The organism is Neisseria sp. (assembly GCF_030523955.1).
GTDB lineage: Bacteria > Pseudomonadota > Gammaproteobacteria > Burkholderiales > Neisseriaceae > Neisseria.
In genome coordinates this window covers 78972-100931 of sequence record NZ_JAUNHL010000002.1, presented here as the reverse complement: position 1 = coordinate 100931, position 21960 = coordinate 78972, and the positions used below count along the sequence as shown (strand labels likewise).

The 21960-nt window shown below is 46.9% G+C and carries 26 protein-coding genes and 1 pseudogene; 23 read left to right on the top strand and 4 right to left on the bottom strand.

Annotated features, from left to right (window positions below; genetic code table 11):
* Positions 1-252 precede the first annotated feature (252 nt).
* The 17 genes from Q4C79_RS01170 to Q4C79_RS01090 all read left to right on the top strand — a co-directional run bounded on the left by Q4C79_RS01170 (position 253) and on the right by Q4C79_RS01090 (position 11845).
* A complete protein-coding gene (locus tag Q4C79_RS01170; RefSeq protein WP_303089201.1) occupies positions 253-1479 on the top strand; it encodes an integrase arm-type DNA-binding domain-containing protein in 1227 nt (408 codons plus the stop codon).
* Positions 1480-2144: 665 nt separating this feature from the next.
* A complete protein-coding gene (locus Q4C79_RS01165; protein WP_303089200.1) occupies positions 2145-2267 on the top strand; it encodes a hypothetical protein in 123 nt (40 codons plus the stop codon).
* A 274-nt stretch (positions 2268-2541) separates the two neighbouring features.
* Complete coding sequence (locus Q4C79_RS01160) at positions 2542-2715, top strand: type II toxin-antitoxin system prevent-host-death family antitoxin (protein WP_303089199.1); 174 nt, start codon at positions 2542-2544, stop codon at positions 2713-2715.
* Positions 2716-2832: 117 nt separating this feature from the next.
* Positions 2833-3606, top strand: coding sequence for a hypothetical protein (locus Q4C79_RS01155; protein WP_303089198.1), 774 nt, complete (start codon positions 2833-2835; stop codon positions 3604-3606).
* Positions 3607-3753: 147 nt separating this feature from the next.
* A complete protein-coding gene (locus tag Q4C79_RS01150) occupies positions 3754-3963 on the top strand; it encodes an AlpA family transcriptional regulator (RefSeq protein ID WP_303089197.1) in 210 nt (69 codons plus the stop codon).
* Positions 3964-3973: 10 nt separating this feature from the next.
* Entirely contained in the window at positions 3974-4291 is a 318-nt protein-coding gene (locus Q4C79_RS01145; RefSeq protein WP_303089196.1) for a helix-turn-helix domain-containing protein, read from the top strand.
* Positions 4288-4971 carry a KilA-N domain-containing protein gene (locus Q4C79_RS01140; protein ID WP_303089195.1) on the top strand — a complete coding sequence of 228 codons (684 nt, stop codon included), beginning with the start codon at positions 4288-4290 and terminating at the stop codon, positions 4969-4971. Before Q4C79_RS01145 ends, Q4C79_RS01140 begins: the two co-directional genes overlap by 4 nt.
* Before the next feature lie 356 nt (positions 4972-5327).
* Positions 5328-5537: a hypothetical protein gene (locus Q4C79_RS01135; protein ID WP_303089194.1), complete on the top strand. Its 210-nt coding sequence runs from the start codon at positions 5328-5330 to the stop codon at positions 5535-5537.
* Between the two features lie 2 nt (positions 5538-5539).
* On the top strand, positions 5540-5749 hold the full coding sequence (locus Q4C79_RS01130; RefSeq protein ID WP_303089193.1) for a hypothetical protein: 210 nt from the start codon (positions 5540-5542) through the stop codon (positions 5747-5749).
* A gap of 142 nt (positions 5750-5891) precedes the next feature.
* Positions 5892-6242, top strand: a complete 351-nt coding sequence (locus Q4C79_RS01125; RefSeq protein ID WP_303089192.1) for a hypothetical protein — start codon at positions 5892-5894, stop codon at positions 6240-6242.
* Positions 6243-6255: 13 nt separating this feature from the next.
* A complete protein-coding gene (locus tag Q4C79_RS01120; protein ID WP_303089191.1) occupies positions 6256-6438 on the top strand; it encodes a PTS sugar transporter subunit IID in 183 nt (60 codons plus the stop codon).
* Positions 6435-6872, top strand: coding sequence for a primase-helicase zinc-binding domain-containing protein (locus Q4C79_RS01115; protein ID WP_303089190.1), 438 nt, complete (start codon positions 6435-6437; stop codon positions 6870-6872). Before Q4C79_RS01120 ends, Q4C79_RS01115 begins: the two co-directional genes overlap by 4 nt.
* Before the next feature lie 27 nt (positions 6873-6899).
* Complete coding sequence (locus tag Q4C79_RS01110; protein ID WP_303089189.1) at positions 6900-7520, top strand: toprim domain-containing protein; 621 nt, start codon at positions 6900-6902, stop codon at positions 7518-7520.
* A gap of 73 nt (positions 7521-7593) precedes the next feature.
* Complete coding sequence (locus Q4C79_RS01105) at positions 7594-9369, top strand: DUF927 domain-containing protein (RefSeq protein WP_303089188.1); 1776 nt, start codon at positions 7594-7596, stop codon at positions 9367-9369.
* A gap of 83 nt (positions 9370-9452) precedes the next feature.
* Positions 9453-9620 carry a hypothetical protein gene (locus Q4C79_RS01100; RefSeq protein ID WP_303089187.1) on the top strand — a complete coding sequence of 56 codons (168 nt, stop codon included), beginning with the start codon at positions 9453-9455 and terminating at the stop codon, positions 9618-9620.
* A 768-nt stretch (positions 9621-10388) separates the two neighbouring features.
* Positions 10389-11609, top strand: coding sequence for an integrase arm-type DNA-binding domain-containing protein (locus tag Q4C79_RS01095; protein ID WP_303089186.1), 1221 nt, complete (start codon positions 10389-10391; stop codon positions 11607-11609).
* 29 nt (positions 11610-11638) lie between these two features.
* Positions 11639-11845: a hypothetical protein gene (locus Q4C79_RS01090; RefSeq protein WP_303089185.1), complete on the top strand. Its 207-nt coding sequence runs from the start codon at positions 11639-11641 to the stop codon at positions 11843-11845.
* Positions 11846-12108: 263 nt separating this feature from the next.
* On the opposite strand, the pseudogene Q4C79_RS01085 reads toward Q4C79_RS01090, so the two are convergent.
* Both Q4C79_RS01085 and Q4C79_RS01080 read right to left on the bottom strand, forming a co-directional pair.
* Positions 12109-12860 (bottom strand): annotated as a pseudogene (locus Q4C79_RS01085) (IS5 family transposase).
* Between the two features lie 66 nt (positions 12861-12926).
* On the bottom strand, positions 12927-13952 hold the full coding sequence (locus tag Q4C79_RS01080; RefSeq protein WP_303089184.1) for a L,D-transpeptidase: 1026 nt from the start codon (positions 13950-13952) through the stop codon (positions 12927-12929).
* A gap of 129 nt (positions 13953-14081) precedes the next feature.
* On the opposite strand from Q4C79_RS01080, the gene rlmD reads away from it, so the two are divergent.
* The 6 genes from rlmD (at position 14082) to Q4C79_RS01050 (ending at position 19849) form a co-directional block, all read left to right on the top strand.
* Positions 14082-15404 carry a 23S rRNA (uracil(1939)-C(5))-methyltransferase RlmD gene (gene rlmD, locus Q4C79_RS01075; protein WP_368492196.1) on the top strand — a complete coding sequence of 441 codons (1323 nt, stop codon included), beginning with the start codon at positions 14082-14084 and terminating at the stop codon, positions 15402-15404.
* A gap of 173 nt (positions 15405-15577) precedes the next feature.
* Positions 15578-17038, top strand: a complete 1461-nt coding sequence (locus Q4C79_RS01070; protein ID WP_303089183.1) for a tetratricopeptide repeat protein — start codon at positions 15578-15580, stop codon at positions 17036-17038.
* A 21-nt stretch (positions 17039-17059) separates the two neighbouring features.
* Positions 17060-18178, top strand: coding sequence for a response regulator (locus tag Q4C79_RS01065; RefSeq protein ID WP_303089182.1), 1119 nt, complete (start codon positions 17060-17062; stop codon positions 18176-18178).
* Positions 18179-18191: 13 nt separating this feature from the next.
* A complete protein-coding gene (locus Q4C79_RS01060; protein WP_303089181.1) occupies positions 18192-18728 on the top strand; it encodes an ATP/GTP-binding protein in 537 nt (178 codons plus the stop codon).
* 1 nt (position 18729) lies between these two features.
* Positions 18730-19359, top strand: coding sequence for a peptidase M23 (locus tag Q4C79_RS01055; RefSeq protein ID WP_303089180.1), 630 nt, complete (start codon positions 18730-18732; stop codon positions 19357-19359).
* 127 nt (positions 19360-19486) lie between these two features.
* Positions 19487-19849 (top strand): roadblock/LC7 domain-containing protein, encoded by a 363-nt coding sequence (locus tag Q4C79_RS01050; RefSeq protein ID WP_303089179.1) that lies wholly within the window; start codon positions 19487-19489, stop codon positions 19847-19849.
* Positions 19850-20282: 433 nt separating this feature from the next.
* On the opposite strand, the gene Q4C79_RS01045 is transcribed toward Q4C79_RS01050, so the two are convergent.
* Both Q4C79_RS01045 and pgaC read right to left on the bottom strand, forming a co-directional pair.
* Entirely contained in the window at positions 20283-20684 is a 402-nt protein-coding gene (locus Q4C79_RS01045) for a hypothetical protein (RefSeq protein ID WP_303089178.1), read from the bottom strand.
* A 20-nt stretch (positions 20685-20704) separates the two neighbouring features.
* Complete coding sequence (gene pgaC / locus Q4C79_RS01040) at positions 20705-21934, bottom strand: poly-beta-1,6-N-acetyl-D-glucosamine synthase (RefSeq protein WP_303089177.1); 1230 nt, start codon at positions 21932-21934, stop codon at positions 20705-20707.
* Between the last annotated feature and the right edge of the window lie 26 nt (positions 21935-21960).

Genomic DNA, 21960 nt, shown 5'->3' with positions numbered 1-21960 from the left:
ATTTAGGTTCTGGCGCCGAGAGGTGTGAGAGTTCGAGTCTCTCCGTCCGCACCACCCAACCCCTTTTAGGGGTATTTTTTTTGTCTAATGCAATCTAACGCAATCGACCAAATTCAATACTGACAAGGCTTTCAGGCTGATTCAATGCTTTCTTGCTGTCTAATATCATCTAATGCCGTCTAATTGAATAAACCATAAATTTACGGTATTTTATACGGTAGTAGAAAAATACCTTTAAAAAAGTACCGTAAAATGCCCTTGAACGACCGACAAATAAAGAATGCAAAACCCGCTGATAAAGCCTACAAGCTGAATGATGGACGCGGCTTATATTTGTATATCAACACCAGCGGCGGTAAGTTATGGCGGCTTGATTTTTCCATTCATGGAAAACGTAAAACCCTATCAATCGGCAAATACCCTGAAAACTCTTTAGTGGAAGCCCGAGAAGCAGCCGAGAATGCCCGCCGTATGGTTGCCCAAGGCCAAGACCCCGCCGCCATGAAGCAGCAGGCCAAGCAAGAGCGTAGGGCGGCCTTACTCAATACCTTTGCCCACGTTACCAAGGCATGGCACGAAAAGAACATCATGCGCAAAGGCTGGAAGCCCAATCATGCCGCCCGTGTTTGGCGGTATTTTGAAACCGATGTTTTCCCCGTTATTGGCGAAATGCCGATAAACGAAATCGGCAAGAAAGAGATAAAGGCCGTATTGGATAAAGTGACCGAGCGGGGTGTATCAGAAACCGCCGAGAAAATCAGACAATGGATAGGCGCGGTATTTACCTATGCGGGCTTTGAAGAATTGACCGACCGCAATCCCGCCGCCTTGCTGCAAGGCTATATCAAGCCGTCTGAAACGCGCCCTATGCCCGCCTTACCGCGTGAAGAGCTGACCGAGTTTTACCGCCGTTTGATACTGGCAGACTGCAAGCCGTCAAACCGTATTTGTATTATGCTGATTATGCTTTGTTTTGCCCGCAATAAAGAGATACGCGGCGGCCAATGGCAGGAAATCGACTTTGAGCGCAAGGTATGGGCTATCCCAGCCAAGCGCATGAAGCGACCGCGTGAGCATATAATCCCTTTATCTGATTGGGCGATTGAGCTGTTAAACGAACTGCACGACCAAACAGGGGATACCCCCTATCTATTTCCCAGCCTCACCGCCGCCGATGGCTATATCAGCGAAAACACCGCAGGCAAAATCATCAACGGCATGGGTTATTACGGCATTGCCACGCCCCACGGTTTCCGCTCCCTTGCAAGCAGCATTCTGAATGAGCAGGGCTATAATGCCGATGCCATTGAAAGGCAGTTAGCCCACATTGACGACAACAGGATTAGAGCGGCCTATAACCGCGCCGACTATATGGTCGAACGTACCGAGTTTATGCAATGGTATAGCGATCTATTGCGCAGCCATTATCGGGAAGCACTGACCATGCTTGAAGCAGACGGGGAAGTAAAGGCCGTCTGAAAACACACCAGCTTAATCGGCTGGTGTTTTTTATTGCCTTGAGAAAAACACCATACGCGCGCGAGAAAAACAGCGGGAACAGCGGGAACGCGGGAACATCAATACATAACCATATAATATATATACATATTTTTATAATTAACCATATTCTATCAGCGGGAACAGAGCGGGAACGCAGCGGGAACATTTTTAGTTTTTCCGCTTTGGTTGCTGATTAAATTGTCGGTGTGATGACTGCATATTCAGAAAATCGACAGCAGGGCGGTAAATTTCATCACAGAGCGCATTTCTTGGCTTGGAAATACCCCCTTTGCATACCTTTTGGGATAAATGCTGTTAAATCGGAAATTTGAGCCATTAACGGGTATTGGGTATTTTTACCTTTGGCAGTAAGCTGCTATAATGCCCTAAGCATATAGCGGGAAATGATGAGTTTTCGGAGCAATACGCGCGCGCGCGCGAGAACGCGAGAATGGATGAAGTAAGTATTAGACCATTTTCCTGATATCAGGAAAAAGCAATACGCGCGAGGGAATGGATGATGCTTTATCTTTATAACGTAAAGAAACGCCTAGCTGACTTTGGGGAGCCAAAACAAAACCCTGACCATTTCAACAATGGCAGGGAATTTTTTTATTTGAAATTATCAAAACAGGATTAACACAATGACAGACCAGCAAGTAGATTTTGTTCAATTGCAATCGGATTTTAGCCAAGCTATCGACGCATTAATTTTGGATGTAGATTTTACCAATGTTGATTTTACGATACCTGATTTTGATTGGTAACGGCGGCCATATTGCCAATGCTTACCGTGTAGCAGATTTACCCCAACACCAGCCGCGCCGCTGGTGTTTTTTTGCGCGTTATACAGCATTTGTATAATTAGCCATGCTATGTATAATTTTGTATAAAACTGAAGCCCGAAAAATACAGCCCCGACCGTTTGCAATGCGGCGGGGCTTTTTGCTGCCTAAGTTATGCAATCACGTTGAATGCCGTCTATTGCATGGTAAAATGTAGCTACATTATCCGATGATTCCGAGTAAGGAAAAAGCAATCATGAAAACCATGACAAGCCGCGAATTTAACCAGCAACGCGGAAAGGCAAAGCAGGCCGCGCAAGCCACGCCGGTTATCGTAACCAATCGGGGCAAGCCTGAATTTGTATTGATGACTTATGCGGAATATCTGAAATTGACCGGCCAAACACAGGAAACTGCAAAGGCCGTCTGAAACGTTTACCGCCACACCTAGCCCGCGATTAGCTACCAACGGCGAAAACAGGGCATTCCCTAGCCTTGCTGGTGTGGTTTTGATTTTGATGGGGAAAGAGCGCAGGGGAGCGTAGAGATGAGTTTTATCCAAAAGGAGCTAGAAAAAAAGAATAGCCTTTACATATCATTTGAAAATGCATTGAAGTATATTCAAAGGGCAGATGGAGGAGAAGCGCATTTATTAGATATAGCAAGGTTTTTACTGATTGATTATAACGAAAGGTTAAATGATGGTTTTGGCCATGTAACGGTTTTAAGAGACGAAGAAGAAGGCTCTTTTACTGATGACGGCATGATTGATGAAGATGCCTTTAGATTGGATATCACGCAAACAGAATATAGGAAAAGCGATATAGCACGACCATTTTATCTTTATTTACAAAGCATAGCCGAATTTGATTTTGAAGGGGAGGAGTTTTTTAAAACTGATTTTTTTCTGTTCAAGAGCCAAGTAATAGAATATGCCCACAGGATTCTTCATAAAGATTATGTAGATTTACCAAATGTTGATAAAGTTTTAGCGGATATACAACAGGAAAAAGAGAAAATACAAGAAATGAAGAATGCTGCACTACTTGCAGAACTTGGAATAAGTGCTAGTGAAAATGATGAGACTGAACAGAGGGCTTTCCATGAGCGGCCATTAGCTTTAAAACTTGCTAATTCTGCTTTTTCAAAATTTTGGGGTAATGCTAACCCACTTGAGAGAGATACTCACCCTGATAATGCAGATATTGCCGCATGGGTAGTTAGCCATTCAAACGACAAAATCACCCAAACCATGGCAAGCAGAATAGCGCAGGTTATCCGCCCTGAATGGGCATCGACTGGACGTAAACCACAGAAATAAATTTAAAGGTAATCTACCTTTCTAGCCTTTATTTATAAGGCTTTCACTGAATGGAATTAGGTTAAATAAAATCCTAATTCCATTTTTTTATGCATTTTTATTTTGCAAAATGCACCTATCGTAAACAACGCGATAGGAATCTATCCAGTGCAAGTAAATAAACTTATCCGTGCCAAAGAATGCGCCGCCCTGTTTGGCGTTTCTGTTTCCACATGGTGGAACTGGAACAACCCAAAGAGCCGCCACCACCGTGCCGACTTACCGCGCCCGATTAAAGTAGGGGAAAACAGCACCGCATGGCTGGAAAGCGAAATCAGCGACTATATCGGTAATTTGGCCGCAAACAATCGAGTATAAGGGGGACGCTATGCAACAAAACAAAACCGCCCGAAACACCAGCAAGAGCATTTCAGACGGCCTTCACCACGCCCGCCATGATAACCGCTTTTCGCCCACATCTCAATGCGGCGAAATCCTAGCCGTGTTGCAGAGCGGGCAGAGCCTGACCCACTATCAGGCCGCGCAAATGGGCATTATGGGCTTTCCCGCGCGTATCAGTGAATTACGGGCGGCAGGTTATCCAATCATCTGCACCATGCAGCCACACGTTAACAAGCACGGCAAGACCGTGAAGCATGGCATTTTCACGCTGGCACTGGCAGTAGAGAAAGGAGCAGGGGTATGAAATTGCTTATTTTGAACTATAACGGCAGCGGAGTTACCGCTGACCGCAAAGCATGGTTTAACGCAACCGAAATAGCGGCCATGTTTGGCAAGCGGCCTATCGACTGGTTACGTTTGCCCGATACAGAGCGGTATATAGCGGCTTTGTGCAAGGCTGAAGCACAGAAGCAGAATAAACCCGAAGTGAGAAAATCTCACTTCGTAAAAACCATTAAAGGCGGTAATGACTTAAGCAGGCAAGGCACATGGCTGCACCCGAAACTAGCCGTAGCTTTTGCCCGCTGGTGTGATGTTGATTTTGCGGTTTGGTGTGATGAACAAATTGAAGAAATCATGAGTGGCGGTAAAGCATGGGAATCAGCAAGAGCCGAAAGCAAGCTAGGCTATCAAATCATGTCTGAAATCTTGCAGGCAAGCCGCCAAGCAGCAGGCAAAGGCACCCAATCACACCATTACAGCAATGAAGCCCTTTTGTGCAATGAAGCCCTGACAGGCAAGCGCGAAGCGATAGACCGCGCCAAGCTGGATAAAACCGCCTTGAAAACATTAATCCGCCTTGAAGCACAAAACAGCGCATTAATCGGGCAAGGCTTGCCATATCAAGAGCGTAAACAGTTGTTGTTTACCATGGCCGCCCCGACCCGTGCCGCTATACAGCAACAGGCGGTATTAACTGCTTAGACCGTCTGAAAACATTCCCCGCTTAATCAAGCCGTTACCCTTTGGTAATTGCAGCACGCTTGCAGAGTAACGGGCAATCAGGCAATAATACGGTCATCTGTTCAATAGCAGATTCAGCCGTGAGAAGCTGAACAACATGGCAAGCAGCCGCCCAAATCTTCACAGGATTGAAGCGGATTTTTTACGCTTGCGTTTCCCCTTGCATTATCTCTTTCAATGGTAAGCGGGGGCAAAGTAAGGCTATGCCTTGCTGGTTCATGTTGCCAGTTTCTCACCCTTTGCCCTTTGCTTGCCGCCCCGCAACCGTGAGAAGTTGCAGCGGCTTGATTAAGCCAACATGAAAGAGAGCATTCAAAATGCAGAATCATCAAACACAGACCGCAAAGCCTATCCGCAGCGCATTCACGCGCCCGATTATTTCTCAAAAAATCCGCAGCTTTGATACGCTGGCCGAAGCAGGCCGCCATATCGACCGCTTGCAACGCTGCAAACTCAATTACCGTTTCAACATCATTCAGACCGGCCGCCGCTGGTGTGTTTGCCGTATCGTTTCGGGCGGGGTGTAACCATGAATTACACCGCCGCTTATCGTGTTTACCGCGACACATGGGATACCGACCAACCACACACCAGCTACACGGTTGAAATCATGCGCCCCGACAATCAGTGCTGGCAGCGTATTGCCGTTGCTTACACGCGTGAGAGCGCATTACTGGCCGTGCGTTTGTTTTGCAGTCGTTACGGCTGGCAGCTTTCAGACGGCCACACGCCAAACTAAGCCCCAATAACCGCCCTTGCTATTGCTGATATGCGTTACAGCAGGGGGAACTACATCTTTAATTGGGCGTGTGTTTCTGTAAGTGATTGATTTATATCAGTCATGACAAAAGTAAAGCACCGCCGGAAAGTGAGCAAATATCATGAAAACCAACACCACCAACACCCCTAAAACCATCAACGCTACCGCAGGCTATACCTGTCTTTGCAGCTTGTTGGACAACCTGTTCAAACTGGCCGAGCCGCAAATTCGCCAATTGAGCAAGCAGGAAACGGAAGTCTTAACCGAATTGATGAAGGGCGCGGAAAACCATCTTGCCGATATTCAGCACGGTATGGGCATAGTAATGAACTCAATACCGCAAGAGAACGTGGAATCACAGGGAGCCGACTTTTACCACGGCCTGACCCAAACCCTGCTATTGGGCGAGAGCCGAACCATGTTAAACGAGTGGGCTAATGATTTGGACTATACCGCCAACCAACGCGACTGAAAGGATAACCGCCATGAAATACGCTATCCGCACCGCTTTGGCCGCCGCCGTTGTCATGACCGCCTATGCCTGCACCAAGCCCGCAACCGCTGAACCAGTGGCAGCAGAGCAGCCCGCCGCATGGGAGCAAGTCTATACCGCCGACCCGATGGCCGCCGTTGTTTATGAGCCGATACCGAAAGGAGCTGCACAATGAGCCGCCTTGATCATCACGAAATCCGACAACGCGCCGCTGGTAACTGGCACGGCATTTTAACCGCGCTTGGTTTGCCGTCTGAAAGCCTGGCCAACAAACACCAGCCATACCCCGCTTGCGGCGGAACAGACCGCTACCGGTTTGACGATAAAGGCGGCAACGGCGGTTTTATCTGCACCCACTACAAAAACGGCGCAGGCGATGGCTTTGATTTGCTGATGCACTATTTCGGCTATTCATTCCATGAAGCAGCGTTAGCCGTTGCCGGCGTATTGGGCATGACCGCGCCAGCACCGACCGCCGCGCCGCGTGTGGCACCGCCCCCTAAAACACCGCCCAAAGACCGCCTGAACAAACTGGCCGCGATATGGGAGCAAGCCGCGCCGGTGAGCGATGGCGACCCTGTTAGCGGGTATCTGCAAGGCAGGGGCTAAACCATAGCCGAGCCATACCCCGAAGCATTGCGGTATCACGCCGCCTTGCCGTATTGGGCGGAATGTTCAGACGGCTGGAAAGAAATAGGCCGCTTTCCCGCCATGGTTGCCGCCATTACCGAAGCAGACGGCACACTTGCAGGTTTGCACATTACCTACCTGAAACGCTGCTACACCAAACCGCAGGGCGACAGCGGCAGCCATACGCAGAGCCACACTAAATTGAATCTGCATCACCCTGAAACGGGAGCGCAATTACCGGCGAAAAAAATGCAAGTGAGATTTGAGGGTATGAGTTGGTTATCAGGCCATGCCGTGAGACTGTTTCAGCCGGTAAACAATGCCCTGATGGTGTGTGAAGGCATAGAAACCGCCTTAGCCGCGCATGAATTAACCGGCTGGCCGGTATCAGCCTGTTTAAGCACCAGCGGCCTGAAAGCATTCAAATGGCCGCCTGAATTGCAGGCATTGGGCATTTACGCCGACCATGACCCCGCAGGATTGGAAGCGGCCGACAAGCTGGCACGGCGGGCAATACAGGCAGGCTTAGACGTGTTTACTTGGAAAAGCGACACCCCCGACACCGATGCCCTAGACGAATTGAACGCCATTCAAGCAGCGGAAGCGGCGGGCGGTATCAACGATTGACGGCAAAGCAAAAGCCGCCTGAATGTTCAGACGGCCTTTGCGCACAGATAAAGCATTTAACGGAGATTGAATTATGACAACCACCGCAGAGAAAGACAAGCAGGCCGACACCGGCAGCAAACCCGATTTTATTAAAATGTTTGAAGGTGTGGGCGGCAATGGCGGTGAAAGCTACCAGTTAAAGCCCCGCTATGAAGTAAAAAGCAATGGTGTGCATTACATCGGCATTACCCACGACAAAGACGGCAACGCCCACGAACAGCCGCCGTTATTGCTGGCCGACCCGATAGCCTTAATCGGGCGCGGCATAGACGAACAAGGCAGCCATTACCGCATAATTGAATGGCGCGACCGCCTGACACGGCAAACCAAACAGGCCGCCATACCGCAGGCCGATATAGGCAGCAATGCAGGCTGGCGGCAATTACAGCAATACGGCATTACCATCTTGAGCGGGCGCGTGAAGCGTGAGCGTTTATCCGATTATCTGCAAAACCACGGCAGCAACACCCCTTACACCATTACCGACCGCGCGGGCTGGCATGACGGCGTTTACCTGTTGCCCAATGGTGAAGCAATCCACGATAGCAAAGAAGCACCGCGCATTATCTACAATGGCGACACCAGCCAAGCAGCAGCCTACACACCGGCGGGAACGCTGGAAGCATGGCAACAGCAAATAGCCCGTTATGCAGCCGGTAACAGCCGCCTATGCCTTGCCCTTGGTACCGCCTTAGCCGCGCCGCTATTGTCGTTATTGGGCGAAGAATCAGGCGGTTTTCATCTGTATGGCGATTCATCGGACGGCAAGAAGACCGCCGCGCGTGTGGCCTTGAGTGTATGGGGCAAGCCGTCTGAAAGCATCATGACATGGCAAGGTACGGCCTTAGCGTTTAACAACACCGCAGCCGCCCGCAATGACGGCCTGTTAGTGTTGGACGAAATCAGCCAAGCCGCGCCCAAAGTGATAGGTAATACCGTGTATAGCCTGATGAATGGCGTGAACAAAGCACAGGGCGCAAAAGACGGCGGCAACCGAGCCTTGACCCGCTGGCGTGTGTTGATGCTTTCCACCGGCGAAAAGACACCGAGCAGCATTCTGAAAGCAGATAACGACTGGAACGCAGGGCAGGCAACCCGCTTACCCAATATCCGAGCCGCTGCACAATACGGCATTTATGACACGCTGCACGGCTTTACCGATGGCGCGTTATTGTCGGAGCATTTGCAGGAAGCCGCAGAGCAGCACCACAGCCACGCGGGGCGCGCATTTATCCGCCTGATAGACCAAACCACACCGGCAGCCATTAAAGAGCGTATCGCCGCATTTATGGCGACATTGCCCGAGCTTTCCGGCCAAGCCCGCCGTGTTGCCCGCCGCTTTGCATTGGTTTCAGCCGCCCTAGAGATGGCCGCCCCTGTTACCGGCTTGCCCGCTGGTGTGGGCATGGCCGGTGTGAAACAATGCTTTGACGAATGGTTAGCGACCAATGGAACGGGCAAATATGAAGATGAGAAAATCAGAGAGCAGACAAGCGACTTTATGCAGCGGTTTGGGCAGAGCGTGAGATTTACCGACTGGAACAGCACCATAGGCGGCAGCACCGACCGCAATCATGCGGGCTGGATTAAGCGAGGAGAGCAGAAAGAAACCGATGAGTATTGGATTATTCCCGCCGTGTTTCTTGACGAAATATGCGGCAGCTTTGAACGGAATAAGGTTTGCCGTGTGTTACATGATGCAGACTGGCTAAAGCGTAACGAAAAAGAAAACCGCTTTACCCACAAAAAGCGCGGGCATGGGGCGCATTATGTACTAATCGACATTGAGCCGCCCGAGCCGAAATAACACCAGCCAAGCAAAGGCCGTCTGAATTTAATGACATCTTGGACTGAAACGCAATGGCAGGAATTATTTATGGAGATGTTGAAATGAGTATTGACGAAAAGAGAAAAAATCCTATTGAATCAACAAACAAATCCACCGTTCAGGCGTTGACACCATCAGAGATGCAATCATTGCGTGAAGACTTGAAACAGTCCGTGATACAGGCGCGTGAAATCATTGCACGCACGCCTTGTAAAGTGGATTTTCGTTAATTTTATTTGAATCAAGCCGTCTGTTTTCAGGCGGCTTTTTTATTTAGGAGTTCGATCATGATCGGTAAAAAGAAACGTCCGGTCGGACGGCCAAGCGGCTTAATGCCTGAAAACGTTCCCGCTGTTCCCGCTGGTATATTTTCGATATTTATTGTTTTAAATCATTGATATAGATGGTAATTGGGGCAGTTTTGGCGGAAAGTGTTCCCGCTGGCTAAAAAGGGAGCGGGAACATTTTGTTACCAAAAATCAATCGCTTAAGTCAAATGGTCCCGCGTTCCCGCTGTTCCCGCTGTTTTTTAGTACCTATATACGCTTATTTTCAATTTGGGGTATGATGGGGCTGTTTCAGCCGATAGGTTAGGCAGTCTGAAAAATGATGCAGGCGGCCTAAATCTGATTTATGCCGGAGAGCAAAAAACAGGGCGAAAAATGGGTGACTTTTGCAAATTTGCGGTATTTTTTACGGTATTTTAAAATATTGAATAAATTTAGTTATTTAAAATCATATATTTGAATGAAAAATTAGGGTCTCTCCGTCGCACCAAACTCAAAAAACAACAGCCTTTCGGGGCTGTTTTTTTACGCCTAATGCCGTCTAATTCCATAAACCAAAATCCAAGCATAGCAAGGCTTTCAGCCTGATTAAGGGTGTGTTTTAACAGCCTTGATTGTCTAACGCAATAAAATGCTGTCTAATTGAATAAACCAAAAAACGGGGGTGTATTCGGGGGTATCTGAAAAATACCCTGTAAAAAATACCCCCAAATGTCACTAAACGACCGCCAAATAAAGAATGCCAAGCCCGCCGACAAGCCATACAAACTGGCAGACGGCGGGGGTATGTTTTTGCAGGTTACACCAGCAGGCGGTAAGTTGTGGCGGCTGAAATACCGCATAGACGGAAAAGAGAAGCTGTTATCAATCGGTAAGTATCCTGCCGTTTCATTGAGCGCAGCCCGAGAATCAGCCGAAAACGCCCGCCGCATGATAGCAGCAGGCCAAGACCCCAGCGCAGCCAAGCAACAGGCCAAACAGGAGCGGCAAGCAGCCTTGCTGAACACCTTTGCAGCAGTAACAAAGCAATGGCACACCAAGAACCTGCCGCGTTGGAAAGAGAAACACGCGGCGCGGATTATGCAGTATTTTGAAGCAGACGTTTTCCCGCATATCGGCAACCGTCCGATTAAAGAATTACGGGTAAGCGATATAAAAAACGTAATCGAACATATCGCCGAGCGGGGCGCATTGGAAACGGCAGAAAAAATCAGGCAATGGATAGGCAGCGTTTTCAACCATGCCGCTTTGCTGGAGCTTACCGACGGCAACCCTGCCGCCCCGCTTGTCGGTTATCTGCCTAAACGGCAGGCCGTTCATATGCCCGCCTTGCCGCGCGAAGAACTAACCGAGTTTTTCAGACGGCTGATACTGGCCGATACACATCAGCAAAACCGCCTATGCGTGATGCTGATTATGCTTTGCTTTGCCCGCAATGCCGAAATACGCGGTGGCAAATGGCAAGAAATCGACTTTAACAAGAAAACATGGATGATACCTGCCGAGCGTATGAAACGCCCCCGAGCGCATATTATCCCGCTGGCAGACTGGCCGCTTGAATTATTGCAAGAGCTACACGCCATCACAGGGCACAGCCCGTTTCTGTTCCCAAGTCGCACCGCCATAGACGGCCATATCAGCGAAAACACGGCAGGTAAAATCATTAACGGAATGGAATACAAAGGCATTGCCACACCGCACGGCTTCCGCAGCTTGGCAAGTAGCATATTAAACGAACAGGCCTTTAACCCCGATGCCATCGAACGGCAGCTTGCCCATATTGACGACAACAAAATCAGAGCAGTCTATAACCGCACGGACTACATGGCCGAACGTACAGAGTTTATGCAATGGTATAGCGACCTATTGCGCGGGCATTATCGGGAAGCATTAACCATGCTTGAAGCAGGCGGGGAAGCAAAGGCTGTCTGAAAAGTTATTGATATAAGGATGTGGTAAAGATGAGTAGAAAATCCATTTTGGACAGAATAATAGACGAAGATGATAAATACATTAATTTTGAACACGTATTGAAGTATATTGCTATTGCAGATAATGTAAATAATGCAAATGGTGAAGAGGCTGATATATACACCATAGCAAGGTTCTTACTGTATCTTGCAGATGTAAAAGCAACCCTAGATGATAGTTTTGCGGGCAATCAATAATTTTAAATTATCGGAAATATGAACCATCTAGCGACCATAGGATGTTTTATCATTATCTAGAATGTTTGGTAATGTATTATTTAGACCAATACAGCTATGACGAACTTTCATAAGGCTATCTGCCTAGGGGCTGTCGACAATTAACTGGCGAAGCGGTTTTTTGAGGCAAAAACCGCGTATGCAAGGCAAAAAGCGCAGTAAGATTGAACATCTTGCGAGCATTTTAGCTTCGCAAGACCGCTAGGGTCTGTCGACATTCAAGTTTACCTTAATTTCAATACGGCAGCCGCAAGGTAAATATTGGCAGCAAAAGATTGGTCGGTTTTTTCTGCGCGCATCGCAATCTTCTTGAATTCTTTGAGTTTGCAAAAAAAGTTCTCAATCAAATGTCGCCAGCAATACATCATCTTGTCGTGTTCCCGCTGCAATTTGCGGTTGTTACGCGGCGGAATAACCACCTTACTCCCCCTTTCGGTCAACTCTTCGACCAGCCAGTCGGCATCAAAGGCTTTATCCTCCAATAAAGCATCAAATTCCTTGTCTTTAATCAGCGGTTCTACGCCGCAAATGTCATTGCACTGACCAGGCATCAGTTTGAAATCAATCAGGTTCCCCAAAGCATCCACCATAGCCAAAATCTTGGTCGTCATCCCGCCTTTGGATTGGCCGATGGCCTGATTTCGAGTCCCCCTTTTGCACCCTGACCGTGGCGGTGAACTTTGATGATTGTGCCGTCAATCATGACATACTCCATATCGAGATCACGGTTCAGTTCTTCAAAAATATGATGAAAACGGTCGGCCAAGACCCATCTGCGGTAGCGTTTGTGGATACTTTTCCAATTACCGAACTCTTCGGGCAGATCGCGCCAAGGACTGCCGGTACGGATAATCCATAGTATGGCTTCTATAAATAATCGGTTATCGACAGCGGTTCGGCCGGCATCGCCAACTTTTCCTTGGCATAAAGGCTCAATTTTTGCCCACTGTGCATCGGTAAGAATATATCTGGTCATGAGGATAGGATACACTGAAAGCTTGAATGTCGACAGAACCTAGTATTGTTTTATCAATATATTTGTTTAAAAAAGGTTGTCGGTTTGTTCGATATATTCATTGCTGGCTGGTTTGCTAACCGGTGCCGGTTGCTGTTCAGGGCTGGTTGAAAGGAGGGGCGTTACGGAACCATTTTCGGATTGGGTGGTTTCGGTTGGCAGGGGAGCCGGTGTTGCTGTAGCGGCGCTCGCATCTTCTTCCACTTCGATTTCGCTGCCTTCTGGCAAAACTTGATCGGTTGGTTCGGGTTTCGGCGGTGTAACAATGGGTTTGGACAATTCTCCGGAGCCAGTGGTCCAGGCCAGAGATTGTAGAGAACCGTTTATTTTTCCGGCTGCCGAGCCGCAGGTAATGCAGTTTAAGGCTCCGCTTCGGCTTTTTAATACGATATCCAAGCGTTTGGTGTGGACGGTTTTGCCGTGGGCTTTGGCCCAAGCGGTGATACTTTTACGCAAGGCGGTGGTATCGAGGTTTTTTTGGTTGTAAGGATCGCGGAAGGCGGCTATCCATATATTATTATTGGCATCGATGTTGACGGAGGCCATTTGATAGATTACGTCTGCCGGTGAGCCGGAGGTAATGGTTTTTGCGAACTCCAATGCATCTGGCGATTTCATGCGGACACAACCATGGCTGCGAACACCCGGTACGCTGGATGGGGCATTGGTGCCGTGGATGCCTAAACCAAGCTTGGGATCTCCCATACGGACAAAAACGGGGCCTAGGGGATTTTTAGGGCCGGGAGGGACGGTAGTTTGGCCGTTGTTTAATTCTTTTTGAATTGATTTCGGTATATGCCAAGTCGGGTTGTAGGTTTTGGCACCGATAATGTGACGCCCAAGATTGGTTTGAGTGTTCGCTTTGCCGACGGCTACCGGATAAATTTTGCTGAGTTTCCCGTCGACATATAAAAATAACCGCTGTTGCGGGATGTTAATGATGACATGTTGTCCTGGAGTGATAGGGGAAACATCCGGTAACGGAGTATGCGGCGCTGCGACAGCTGCTGTGCCGGTGATTAGGGCAAGCAAGCCGAATCCTTGTGTTTTCATGTTGTGTATTCTGTTATGGGTTTGGATATATTGGATATATAAGCTAAATGATACCGTATCTTATAAAATTTTGTGCGAAAATATCGTTTTTTCGGTGTGAGTAACAGTTGAACGGCGATGATGGGTATCATGGATAAAGAAATCATTCGAAACGTACATGTTCATGCTCTTGATTATGAAGGCAGGGGAGTGGCTCGGATTGATGGTAAGGCGGTTTTTATTGAAGGTGCGTTGCCGGGTGAAGAAGTAAACTGTCGGATAACAAAAAGTAAGAAGCATTTTGACGAGGCGGAAACCGTAGAAGTGTTGCTCGCCTCGGAACAGCGTATTGAGCCGCGTTGCCCGCATTTTTCCGACTGTGGCGGTTGTGTGTTGCAACATGCACAGCATGAAGCGCAAGTCGCCTATAAGCAACGCGCTCTAGAAGATCAGTTGCAGCGAATAGGTAAAGTAAGTGCCGAGCAGGTACTGCCACCGATTTATGGTAGTCCGTGGGGTTATCGGCAACGTGCGCGGTTGGCGGTCGCCGAAGATGAAAAAGGTAGGCTATATGCTGGTTTTAAAGCGAATAAGAGTAACCGGGTAGTAAAAATTCAAACTTGTGCCATTTTGCCCTCTCATATTTCTGAAATATTGCCTGAATTGCAAGAAATGTTGCAGTGTTGGGGGGAGGAGGCAGCTGTTCGTCATATTGAAATCTCGGACGCAGAGGGCATTAGTGTACTGACTGTTGCTACTGAGACGGGATTGGATAAGTCGAAGTTGGCGTTATTGCGACAGTTTTCAGACAGGCATTTAGATCGGAGCGGTAATATTTGGCAAATCTGGCTGCAAACCGGAACATGTGCTGCGCAACCCTTTTACCCGCCTCGAGAGACAGAGCTATATTACGGCTTATCTGAGTTTAATCTGCGTATTAATTATCGGCCTGGTGATTTTACGCAGGTGAATCATCAAGTCAATGCTTTGATGGTTCAGCGGGCAATCCGTCTGCTGGAGCCGCAGCGGGGTGAACGGGTTGCTGATTTATTTTGTGGTTTAGGCAATTTTACGCTGGCAATTGCGCGTAGCGGTGTGCTAACTATTGGTATAGAAGGCTCTGAAGAGCAAACAAAAATGGCTGTTTTGAACGCTGAATTGAACGGTTTGGATGGTAATACTCGCTTCGTTGCTTCCAATCTTTTTCGAGTTGATGCGGCAGCAATTGCTTCATGGGGCAGGTTGGACAAAATATTATTGGATCCGCCGCGCGGCGGAGCGCAGGAGGTGATTAGGGCGCTGAGACCTCCTTATTTGCCAGACAAAATAGTGTATGTTTCCTGCAATCCTGCAACATTGGCGCGTGATGCCGCCTTTCTGGTTGAAAAGGGATATAAATTCAAGAAGGTAGGAGTGATTAATTTATTTCCTCAAACCGCACACATTGAATCTATCGGTTGTTTTGAAAGATAGCCGGCTGTGTGGCTTGTTAAAAAATGTTTGCGGGATACAGGGTATGTGAAAGTCATGCTATTATTAAATGCTAGAAAGTAACGGCTTAATGTCATTGGATTTTATGGTGAAATTATGATGGATTCCATACAACACAAACATTGGAGCTCTATGTATAAATTCGGGAGAGTTAATTGAATTACTCGCTGCTAATAGGATTGTTGGGAGCTTTGGTGATCGTATTTTTCTTTATACGTATCAAGCAAAACAAAGTGTCACCCAACATGAACGCAAAATATGGTCGAGGTGCGTCTAACGCACGTAGCGGCCAAGCTGCGTCTGGTGGTCAGCAGTCCGAAGATTGGTTGGATACAATCAATCAAACCGTTGACAAAACAGACGAACAGGATTGGGAATGGGAAAGCGGAAGCATTGATCCCGGTGCGGCCTCTGTATCTGCGCAGGAAGTTGATCCTCTGACAGAGTATCAGGTGTATAAACAGTTCGGTTATGAAGATAAAGCGGCCGCTTCGCTGGCAGGCTATCTTGATAAGATTGAACGCGCCCCGGAAAAGTTGGTACATGAGCTGGCAAATCTCAGTTTGAGTACCGGTAATATCGATCTATTGGCCTCTGCATTGTCAAAACATGGCGAGGTGTTGAGTGTAGACGATTTGGCCAACTATGTGCGTGAAGGTTTATCAGTTGAACCTCACAATCTTTCGTTACGTGTAGTGGCTGAGAATCAACTCAGTTGGGGCATGAAAGAAGTGGCACAGCAAATTGGTGAGCAAACCGGTTTGGGTACTGATGATTCGGAATCCGCAAATACGGTATCTCAACATTCGTCTTCTTTTTCAGGGAATGCCCGTGCTACACAGCGCAATGCGAAGCGTAGTGCGATTGTGGTTGCCAAAGGCACTTATGAGTTGCGTGATTTGTCTGCTGAAGAGATGAGTGCCGTAATCAGCTTTGTGAAACCAGAGCGCAGTACCAAATTGTTGCAAAACCAAATGGGCTACGAGGCGGCAGTACAGCAATACAATCGTGCTATTCAGAAGTCTGAGAAACCGGCTTCTCTGATTATCGATGCGTTAAAGTTGGATTATCAACATAATGAGGTCGAACAGTTTGCCGGCCACTTATGGAAACTCTACTATTCTCTAGGCTCTTATGGACGTCAGGTTAAAGAGCGAATGCTTGGCTGGGGTTACAATCTGGGCCAACACGAATTGTTTGATGAGCTGGAAAAGGGACCAAACGAACAGCAAATTCGTGAAATTGGACTGGCAAAGGGTTATTTGCAGCCTTCCGCACGCCAATTAAGATCGAAATACCGCGACCTCGTATTGCAAAACGACTCAGTGGTGAGCGATAGCAATTCTCCGTCTGATGTAGCCTTGAAAGAGGTGGAATCTTTGTTGATGTACGGCCAATTGGATCAAGCCATTAGTACATTAGAGCAAGCGGTTCTGCAATATCCCGAAGAGTCACAACTCTACATCACACTATTTGATTTGTATGAACGTTCGGAAGACTGGGTACGTTTGGAGCAATTCCTCAAGCTTCTGCGTGACCGTGTAAACAGCCTGCCTGAAGAAGTTGTATTGGCGATGAGCCAATTGGTACAACGTGTTCAGCAAATTTCTAAATAAATATTATAAAGAGTACTGATAATGGATAGTCTGTTACCAAAAATCAAAACAGTACGGGTAATGCTTAAAGACTTTAGCGAGCAGCAAGAAGCTATTTTCCGTATGGCATTTAAGATGCACAATACAACCAATTACGAGGTTGTTATAGAAGGTTCAGGCCAGAAACCGGATATGGTGTTGGTAGACATTGACAATGGAAAAGGAATTCTGCCATGGCAAGAAATGAAAAAAGAATATCCGGATATCCCGGTTGTGATTTTTTCACAAAACGAACCCATTATGACGGCACCGTATCTAAATAAACCCGTTAAGTTCGATACTTTGTTTCCAACGCTGCGCAGTCTGGCGCAAGGCGGTAGTATTTTTCAGCCTGCAGAAAAACTGGCTGGTTTAAACCCTGCTGTGCCAACACAAGATATCGATGCAGGACATCGCAAAACCAATATCAAGCGTTTTAACCCGCAGAGTGGTTTATTGGGCGCACTTAAGGTGGCAAGTAGCCGTACGCATGATACTGCAGTGCTACACAACGGCAAACCGGTACTGATCGTGTTTCCAAGCATTCAGCGCGTATTATTGACGGTTAGCGCAGAAGAGTTGGAGCGTATGTGTAAGGATGATACGCTGGAAATCATTGCTAAAGCAGTACCTGATAATCCGCAATGGAAGGAAAAGGCCAAAGTAACGATAATGTCGTGTTTGTGGCAGATGGCCATTTGGAGTGCGCGCGGACGCTTGGTTTATCCCCTGACGCCACAAAGCGTATTTACTTTGAAGCGCTGGCCAAACTTGACACGCTTGGCGCCGGTTCCCGAATCCATGCGGTTATCGGCTTTCTTGACAAAAACATCGGTAAACTTAAATGTATTATACAAAGTGATGCCTTTGGATATGTCGGATATCCTGAATTACATCGCTGCTACGTATGTAACCGGCTTTCTGGCGACTGATAGTGAGTTTACTGAACATCAACATGTGGCTGGCTCACAAGCAGCCGAAGTACAGCAGCAAGTTAGTGTAAACAGTGCCGATGAAACAGATAAGAATATGTCCCAAGCAGCCGAGCGTGCGGCTGGTGGTAGCAAAGAGCAACCTCGTGGCCTGTTGAGCCGCTTGATGCGTAAACTGACGGGCAAATAAGGAGTGCCTTCAAATGATAGAAAATAAAATCATTTTTACTGGTCCGGTAGGTGTGGGTAAAACTACCGCAATCAGCGCATTATCGGATGATCCGCCTGTACAAACTGATGCGCGCGCATCTGATATGACTTTGGTGCGTAAGGGCTACACTACTGTAGCAATGGATTACGGTGTGATTCGTCTTGATGAAAATACTAAAGTTCACTTATATGGAACCCCTGGTCAGGAGCGCTTTAATTTTATGTGGGAAATTCTGAGCAAGGGAAGTATGGGTTTAGTATTGTTATTGGATAATACGAGAACCAATCCTTTGAAAGATTTGAACTTTTTCTTGGAAGCTTTTAAGGATTTACTGAAAACCGCTCCTTTGGTAGTAGGTGTAACCAAGATGGATGTCCGCTCCTTGCCCGGTATAGATGTGTATCAGAAATATTTGGCGCAGCATAACTTTAATGTTCCGGTTTTCGAAGTAGATGCTCGTCAGGAAGACGATGTGAAACAGTTGGTCAGTGCTATGCTGTTTTCGATCGACCCAGGTTTAGAGGTATAAGATGGATACGACACTTTCTTTACAGTCAAATTTATATCCGCGCATTACACCGGCGGGGGCATATTATGCCGTATCTAATAATACGGCCAGCGCCAGTCGTACTTTATTGCATGGCTTGTTAAAAGCGAATGCTAATGAGTTAATCAGTCCCGAGAAGCTGTTGGCGTGGACCGATAGTACTGATATTGAAACTTCCTTAAGTTTACTGTACCGCTTACAACGTTTGGAGTTTCTTTATGGTGAAGAAACACAGCAAGAGGAAGAGCAGTACTTTTCTGATGATCAATTACCTGAATTGCTGGAACAGCTCTCCAGTGTAGGTAAAGCGTTGTTAGCTGATCAGAATGGCTTGTATTTTGCCAATGCAGGTTTCCATCATGAAACGGCGGAAGAGGTTGGGATTCTTGCCAGTGAAATTGCCGCCTTGGGTGAGCGCCATCAACTATTGTTGAAAAACAATTTGAATATCCACCACAATGCTTGGGGAATTTGTGAACCTTCCGGTCAGTCTGAACTCACCTTTTTCCCGTTGTATGTTGGTCATTCGAAGCTGATTTTGGTGGTAGGTGGTATTCCTGATCTTAATAAAGAAGCTTTTGTTTCCCTAGTTAAGGTCTTGTGCAACAGATAAACTTTAGTGTATGAGATAACTTCCGGTATCTGTAATTTGCCGAAGGCTATGGGGAGGCAAATTTGAATAAACGGCTGGAAAGTTATTTTTACTCACATAAATAATCAAACTAATTTGGAATAAAAACATGCGTGAACAACTTTTAATCTCTGTGTTGAGTGACTTGAATGCCACCTCGCCGGACATCACTGCTTCTGCCGTTATTTCTACGGATGGTTTGCCGATTGCGACCTTGATGCCGAAAAGCTTGGATGAAGACCGGGTGGGTGCCATGTCTGCTACATTATTAGCTTTGGGTAATCACGCCACAGGCGAATTGGCTTGCGGTGAATTGGATCAGGTAATGGTAAAAGGTAAAAACGGCTATATCCTGTTGAATCAGGCTGGTTCGGATGCAGTATTGGCCTTGATTGCTAAGGAAACCGGTAAACTAGGCTTGATCCTGTTGGATGCCAAACGTGCTGCTAAACATATTGCTGATATTTTGTAGGATTTAAATAGTTAAGAAATGCCTGTCTGAAAAGTTTCTACTATCAGAAAATTTTCAGACAGGCATTTTTATTCTTACAAAAGAAGATCGAATGGAGATTTAGGTTGGTCTCCAACTTTTTATAGCTCAAATACCCATGAAGTTGCCTATAAACAATCGCTTAATGCATCACATATAGCGGATTAATCTTTTGTAGGTATACATTTTTGCGTGTCGTTTTCATTGAAACTGATTTTATTCAATTAGTCTTTATGAGCGCCATACTCAATCGTTCAACTGTGTCTTGAATTCCGATTATCCCAACGAAAACATACTGTCTGCCGTTTTTAAGCATACAGAAAGAAAAGTTGACCGAGCATGAGGAGAATTATATTCGATCGCTTTTTTGTAAAGAATTCAAACTGAAGCGTAATCGGGAAAAGCTTTCTGTTTTTTATCGTATATCTGTATTGGACCGTTTACGACGTGGCTGGGGTGTGATTTTCGGATAGTGGATTTCTTCGATTGCTTGCCGAACACGCAGGGCTGTCATTCGTTGTTTGCGGCGTTGGTTTACTTTGCGTACTACGATATTTGACCAGATGAACAAAATATTCAGTTGAATCAGAAGAATAATGCAAACGCCTTTGATAAGTTCGAGCATAGTCCAGCCGCCGACTATGGTGGTGTTAAACACTTCTTGCGAGTTTCGTACTAAATAATAAAGTGCGGTTAGCCAGAGTGTCCAAGTAATAAAGAAGATTATCCAACTTTTTACACTAATGCTCCGGTTGGGATTCAAGGCTTTGTTGATGACCATTTGGTCACGTAAATCTTGTGCTTTTTCATTGAGCATAATGATTTTCCCTCAAAGAGTTATTGGACGCCACGGTCTGGGCTGACCCAAGTTGCTTTACGGTTTTTATTACGAAACAGGGCTTTGGGGAAACCGTGCGCCAGAGTCAAGCTATTGAGTAACCAGAATACATAGGGATACCAAATGCAACTGACAAAATAGCGGAACAGATTGCTTTCGTACCGACTGTCAATCAGCAGACTGATAGAGAATTGCATCATGAATAGGATCAGGGTAATGATGCTGCTCACTTCTAATAGATTAAAGTTGCTGATACTACCGTTGACCGCTAGCTGATAGAAGCCGTAGAACATCATACCGAACATACTGTATGCCCAAATCAAGGTAACGATGTATTCGAAATAAAGAGGCCATAATCGGAAATTATGCAGACGCCAAACAGAGGAGAAATATTTCATTACTACTTCGGCTCCGCCTTGTGCCCAGCGTAGGCGTTGTTTGTAAAGGCCCCTTATGGTTTCAGGCATTAGTACCCAGCATAGAGCACGTGGCTCATAGGCGATGTTATAACCGGCAGTTTGGGTTTTCCAGCTGACGTCGATATCATCTGTAATCATATTATCGCTCCAGCCACCGATTTGATTTGCAATGTCTTTGCGTATGCACATGATAACGCCGGAGACGGTAAACAATGTACCCATAATGCTTTGCGAGCGTTTGATCAAGCCGATAATCGAGCTGAATTCGGCTACCTGAAGTTTACCCAACACGGTACTTCGATTGCGTACACGCGGGTTGCCGGTTACAGCGCCAAGGGTAGGATCGCTTTCCATGGTTTGTATCAGGTAATCGATGGCGTAATAATCGAGAATGGCATCGCCATCGATGCCGACAATGTACTTGCCTCGTGCATGTCGCAGGCCATTGTTCATTGCAGAAGCTTTGCCACCGTTTTCCTGATCCACGGCGACGACTTTTTCGGCCATTTTTGCCCAACTTTGGATAATTTTCAAAGTATCGTCTTTACTGCCGTCGTTGATGAAGATCAGCTCGTAGTTAGGATATTCCAGGTTCAATAGGTGGGGGATGGAGCTATTGAGGTTATCTGCTTCGTTGTAACATGGAATAAGGACGCTTACCATCGGAGCGTCATCATCATAAGCAAATTCTGGCTCTCTTGCCCGGTTTTCCCAGAACAGAAAATATAGTACGCCGGTTATTGTCCAGTAGATAGCCATTACGCCAGGATACATCATGACGAAAACGGCCAGATAATCATACCATTTCATGGAAGGTGCTCTTTTTCTTCGTCGGT

Bases quoted from the DNA above. Each gene is read 5' to 3' on its own strand.
- Q4C79_RS01170 (WP_303089201.1), top strand. From the start codon at position 253: ATGCCCTTGAACGACCGACAAATAAAGAATGCAAAACCCGCTGATAAA.
- Q4C79_RS01165 (WP_303089200.1), top strand. From the start codon at position 2,145: ATGACAGACCAGCAAGTAGATTTTGTTCAATTGCAATCGGATTTTAGC.
- Q4C79_RS01160 (WP_303089199.1), top strand. From the start codon at position 2,542: ATGAAAACCATGACAAGCCGCGAATTTAACCAGCAACGCGGAAAGGCA.
- Q4C79_RS01155 (WP_303089198.1), top strand. From the start codon at position 2,833: ATGAGTTTTATCCAAAAGGAGCTAGAAAAAAAGAATAGCCTTTACATA.
- Q4C79_RS01145 (WP_303089196.1), top strand. From the start codon at position 3,974: ATGCAACAAAACAAAACCGCCCGAAACACCAGCAAGAGCATTTCAGAC.
- Q4C79_RS01140 (WP_303089195.1), top strand. From the start codon at position 4,288: ATGAAATTGCTTATTTTGAACTATAACGGCAGCGGAGTTACCGCTGAC.
- Q4C79_RS01135 (WP_303089194.1), top strand. From the start codon at position 5,328: ATGCAGAATCATCAAACACAGACCGCAAAGCCTATCCGCAGCGCATTC.
- Q4C79_RS01130 (WP_303089193.1), top strand. From the start codon at position 5,540: ATGAATTACACCGCCGCTTATCGTGTTTACCGCGACACATGGGATACC.
- Q4C79_RS01125 (WP_303089192.1), top strand. From the start codon at position 5,892: ATGAAAACCAACACCACCAACACCCCTAAAACCATCAACGCTACCGCA.
- Q4C79_RS01120 (WP_303089191.1), top strand. From the start codon at position 6,256: ATGAAATACGCTATCCGCACCGCTTTGGCCGCCGCCGTTGTCATGACC.
- Q4C79_RS01115 (WP_303089190.1), top strand. From the start codon at position 6,435: ATGAGCCGCCTTGATCATCACGAAATCCGACAACGCGCCGCTGGTAAC.
- Q4C79_RS01105 (WP_303089188.1), top strand. From the start codon at position 7,594: ATGACAACCACCGCAGAGAAAGACAAGCAGGCCGACACCGGCAGCAAA.
- Q4C79_RS01100 (WP_303089187.1), top strand. From the start codon at position 9,453: ATGAGTATTGACGAAAAGAGAAAAAATCCTATTGAATCAACAAACAAA.
- Q4C79_RS01095 (WP_303089186.1), top strand. From the start codon at position 10,389: ATGTCACTAAACGACCGCCAAATAAAGAATGCCAAGCCCGCCGACAAG.
- Q4C79_RS01090 (WP_303089185.1), top strand. From the start codon at position 11,639: ATGAGTAGAAAATCCATTTTGGACAGAATAATAGACGAAGATGATAAA.
- Q4C79_RS01080 (WP_303089184.1), bottom strand. From the start codon at position 13,952: ATGAAAACACAAGGATTCGGCTTGCTTGCCCTAATCACCGGCACAGCA.
- rlmD (WP_368492196.1), top strand. From the start codon at position 14,082: ATGGATAAAGAAATCATTCGAAACGTACATGTTCATGCTCTTGATTAT.
- Q4C79_RS01065 (WP_303089182.1), top strand. From the start codon at position 17,060: ATGGATAGTCTGTTACCAAAAATCAAAACAGTACGGGTAATGCTTAAA.
- Q4C79_RS01060 (WP_303089181.1), top strand. From the start codon at position 18,192: ATGATAGAAAATAAAATCATTTTTACTGGTCCGGTAGGTGTGGGTAAA.
- Q4C79_RS01055 (WP_303089180.1), top strand. From the start codon at position 18,730: ATGGATACGACACTTTCTTTACAGTCAAATTTATATCCGCGCATTACA.
- Q4C79_RS01050 (WP_303089179.1), top strand. From the start codon at position 19,487: ATGCGTGAACAACTTTTAATCTCTGTGTTGAGTGACTTGAATGCCACC.
- Q4C79_RS01045 (WP_303089178.1), bottom strand. From the start codon at position 20,684: ATGCTCAATGAAAAAGCACAAGATTTACGTGACCAAATGGTCATCAAC.
- pgaC (WP_303089177.1), bottom strand. From the start codon at position 21,934: ATGAAATGGTATGATTATCTGGCCGTTTTCGTCATGATGTATCCTGGC.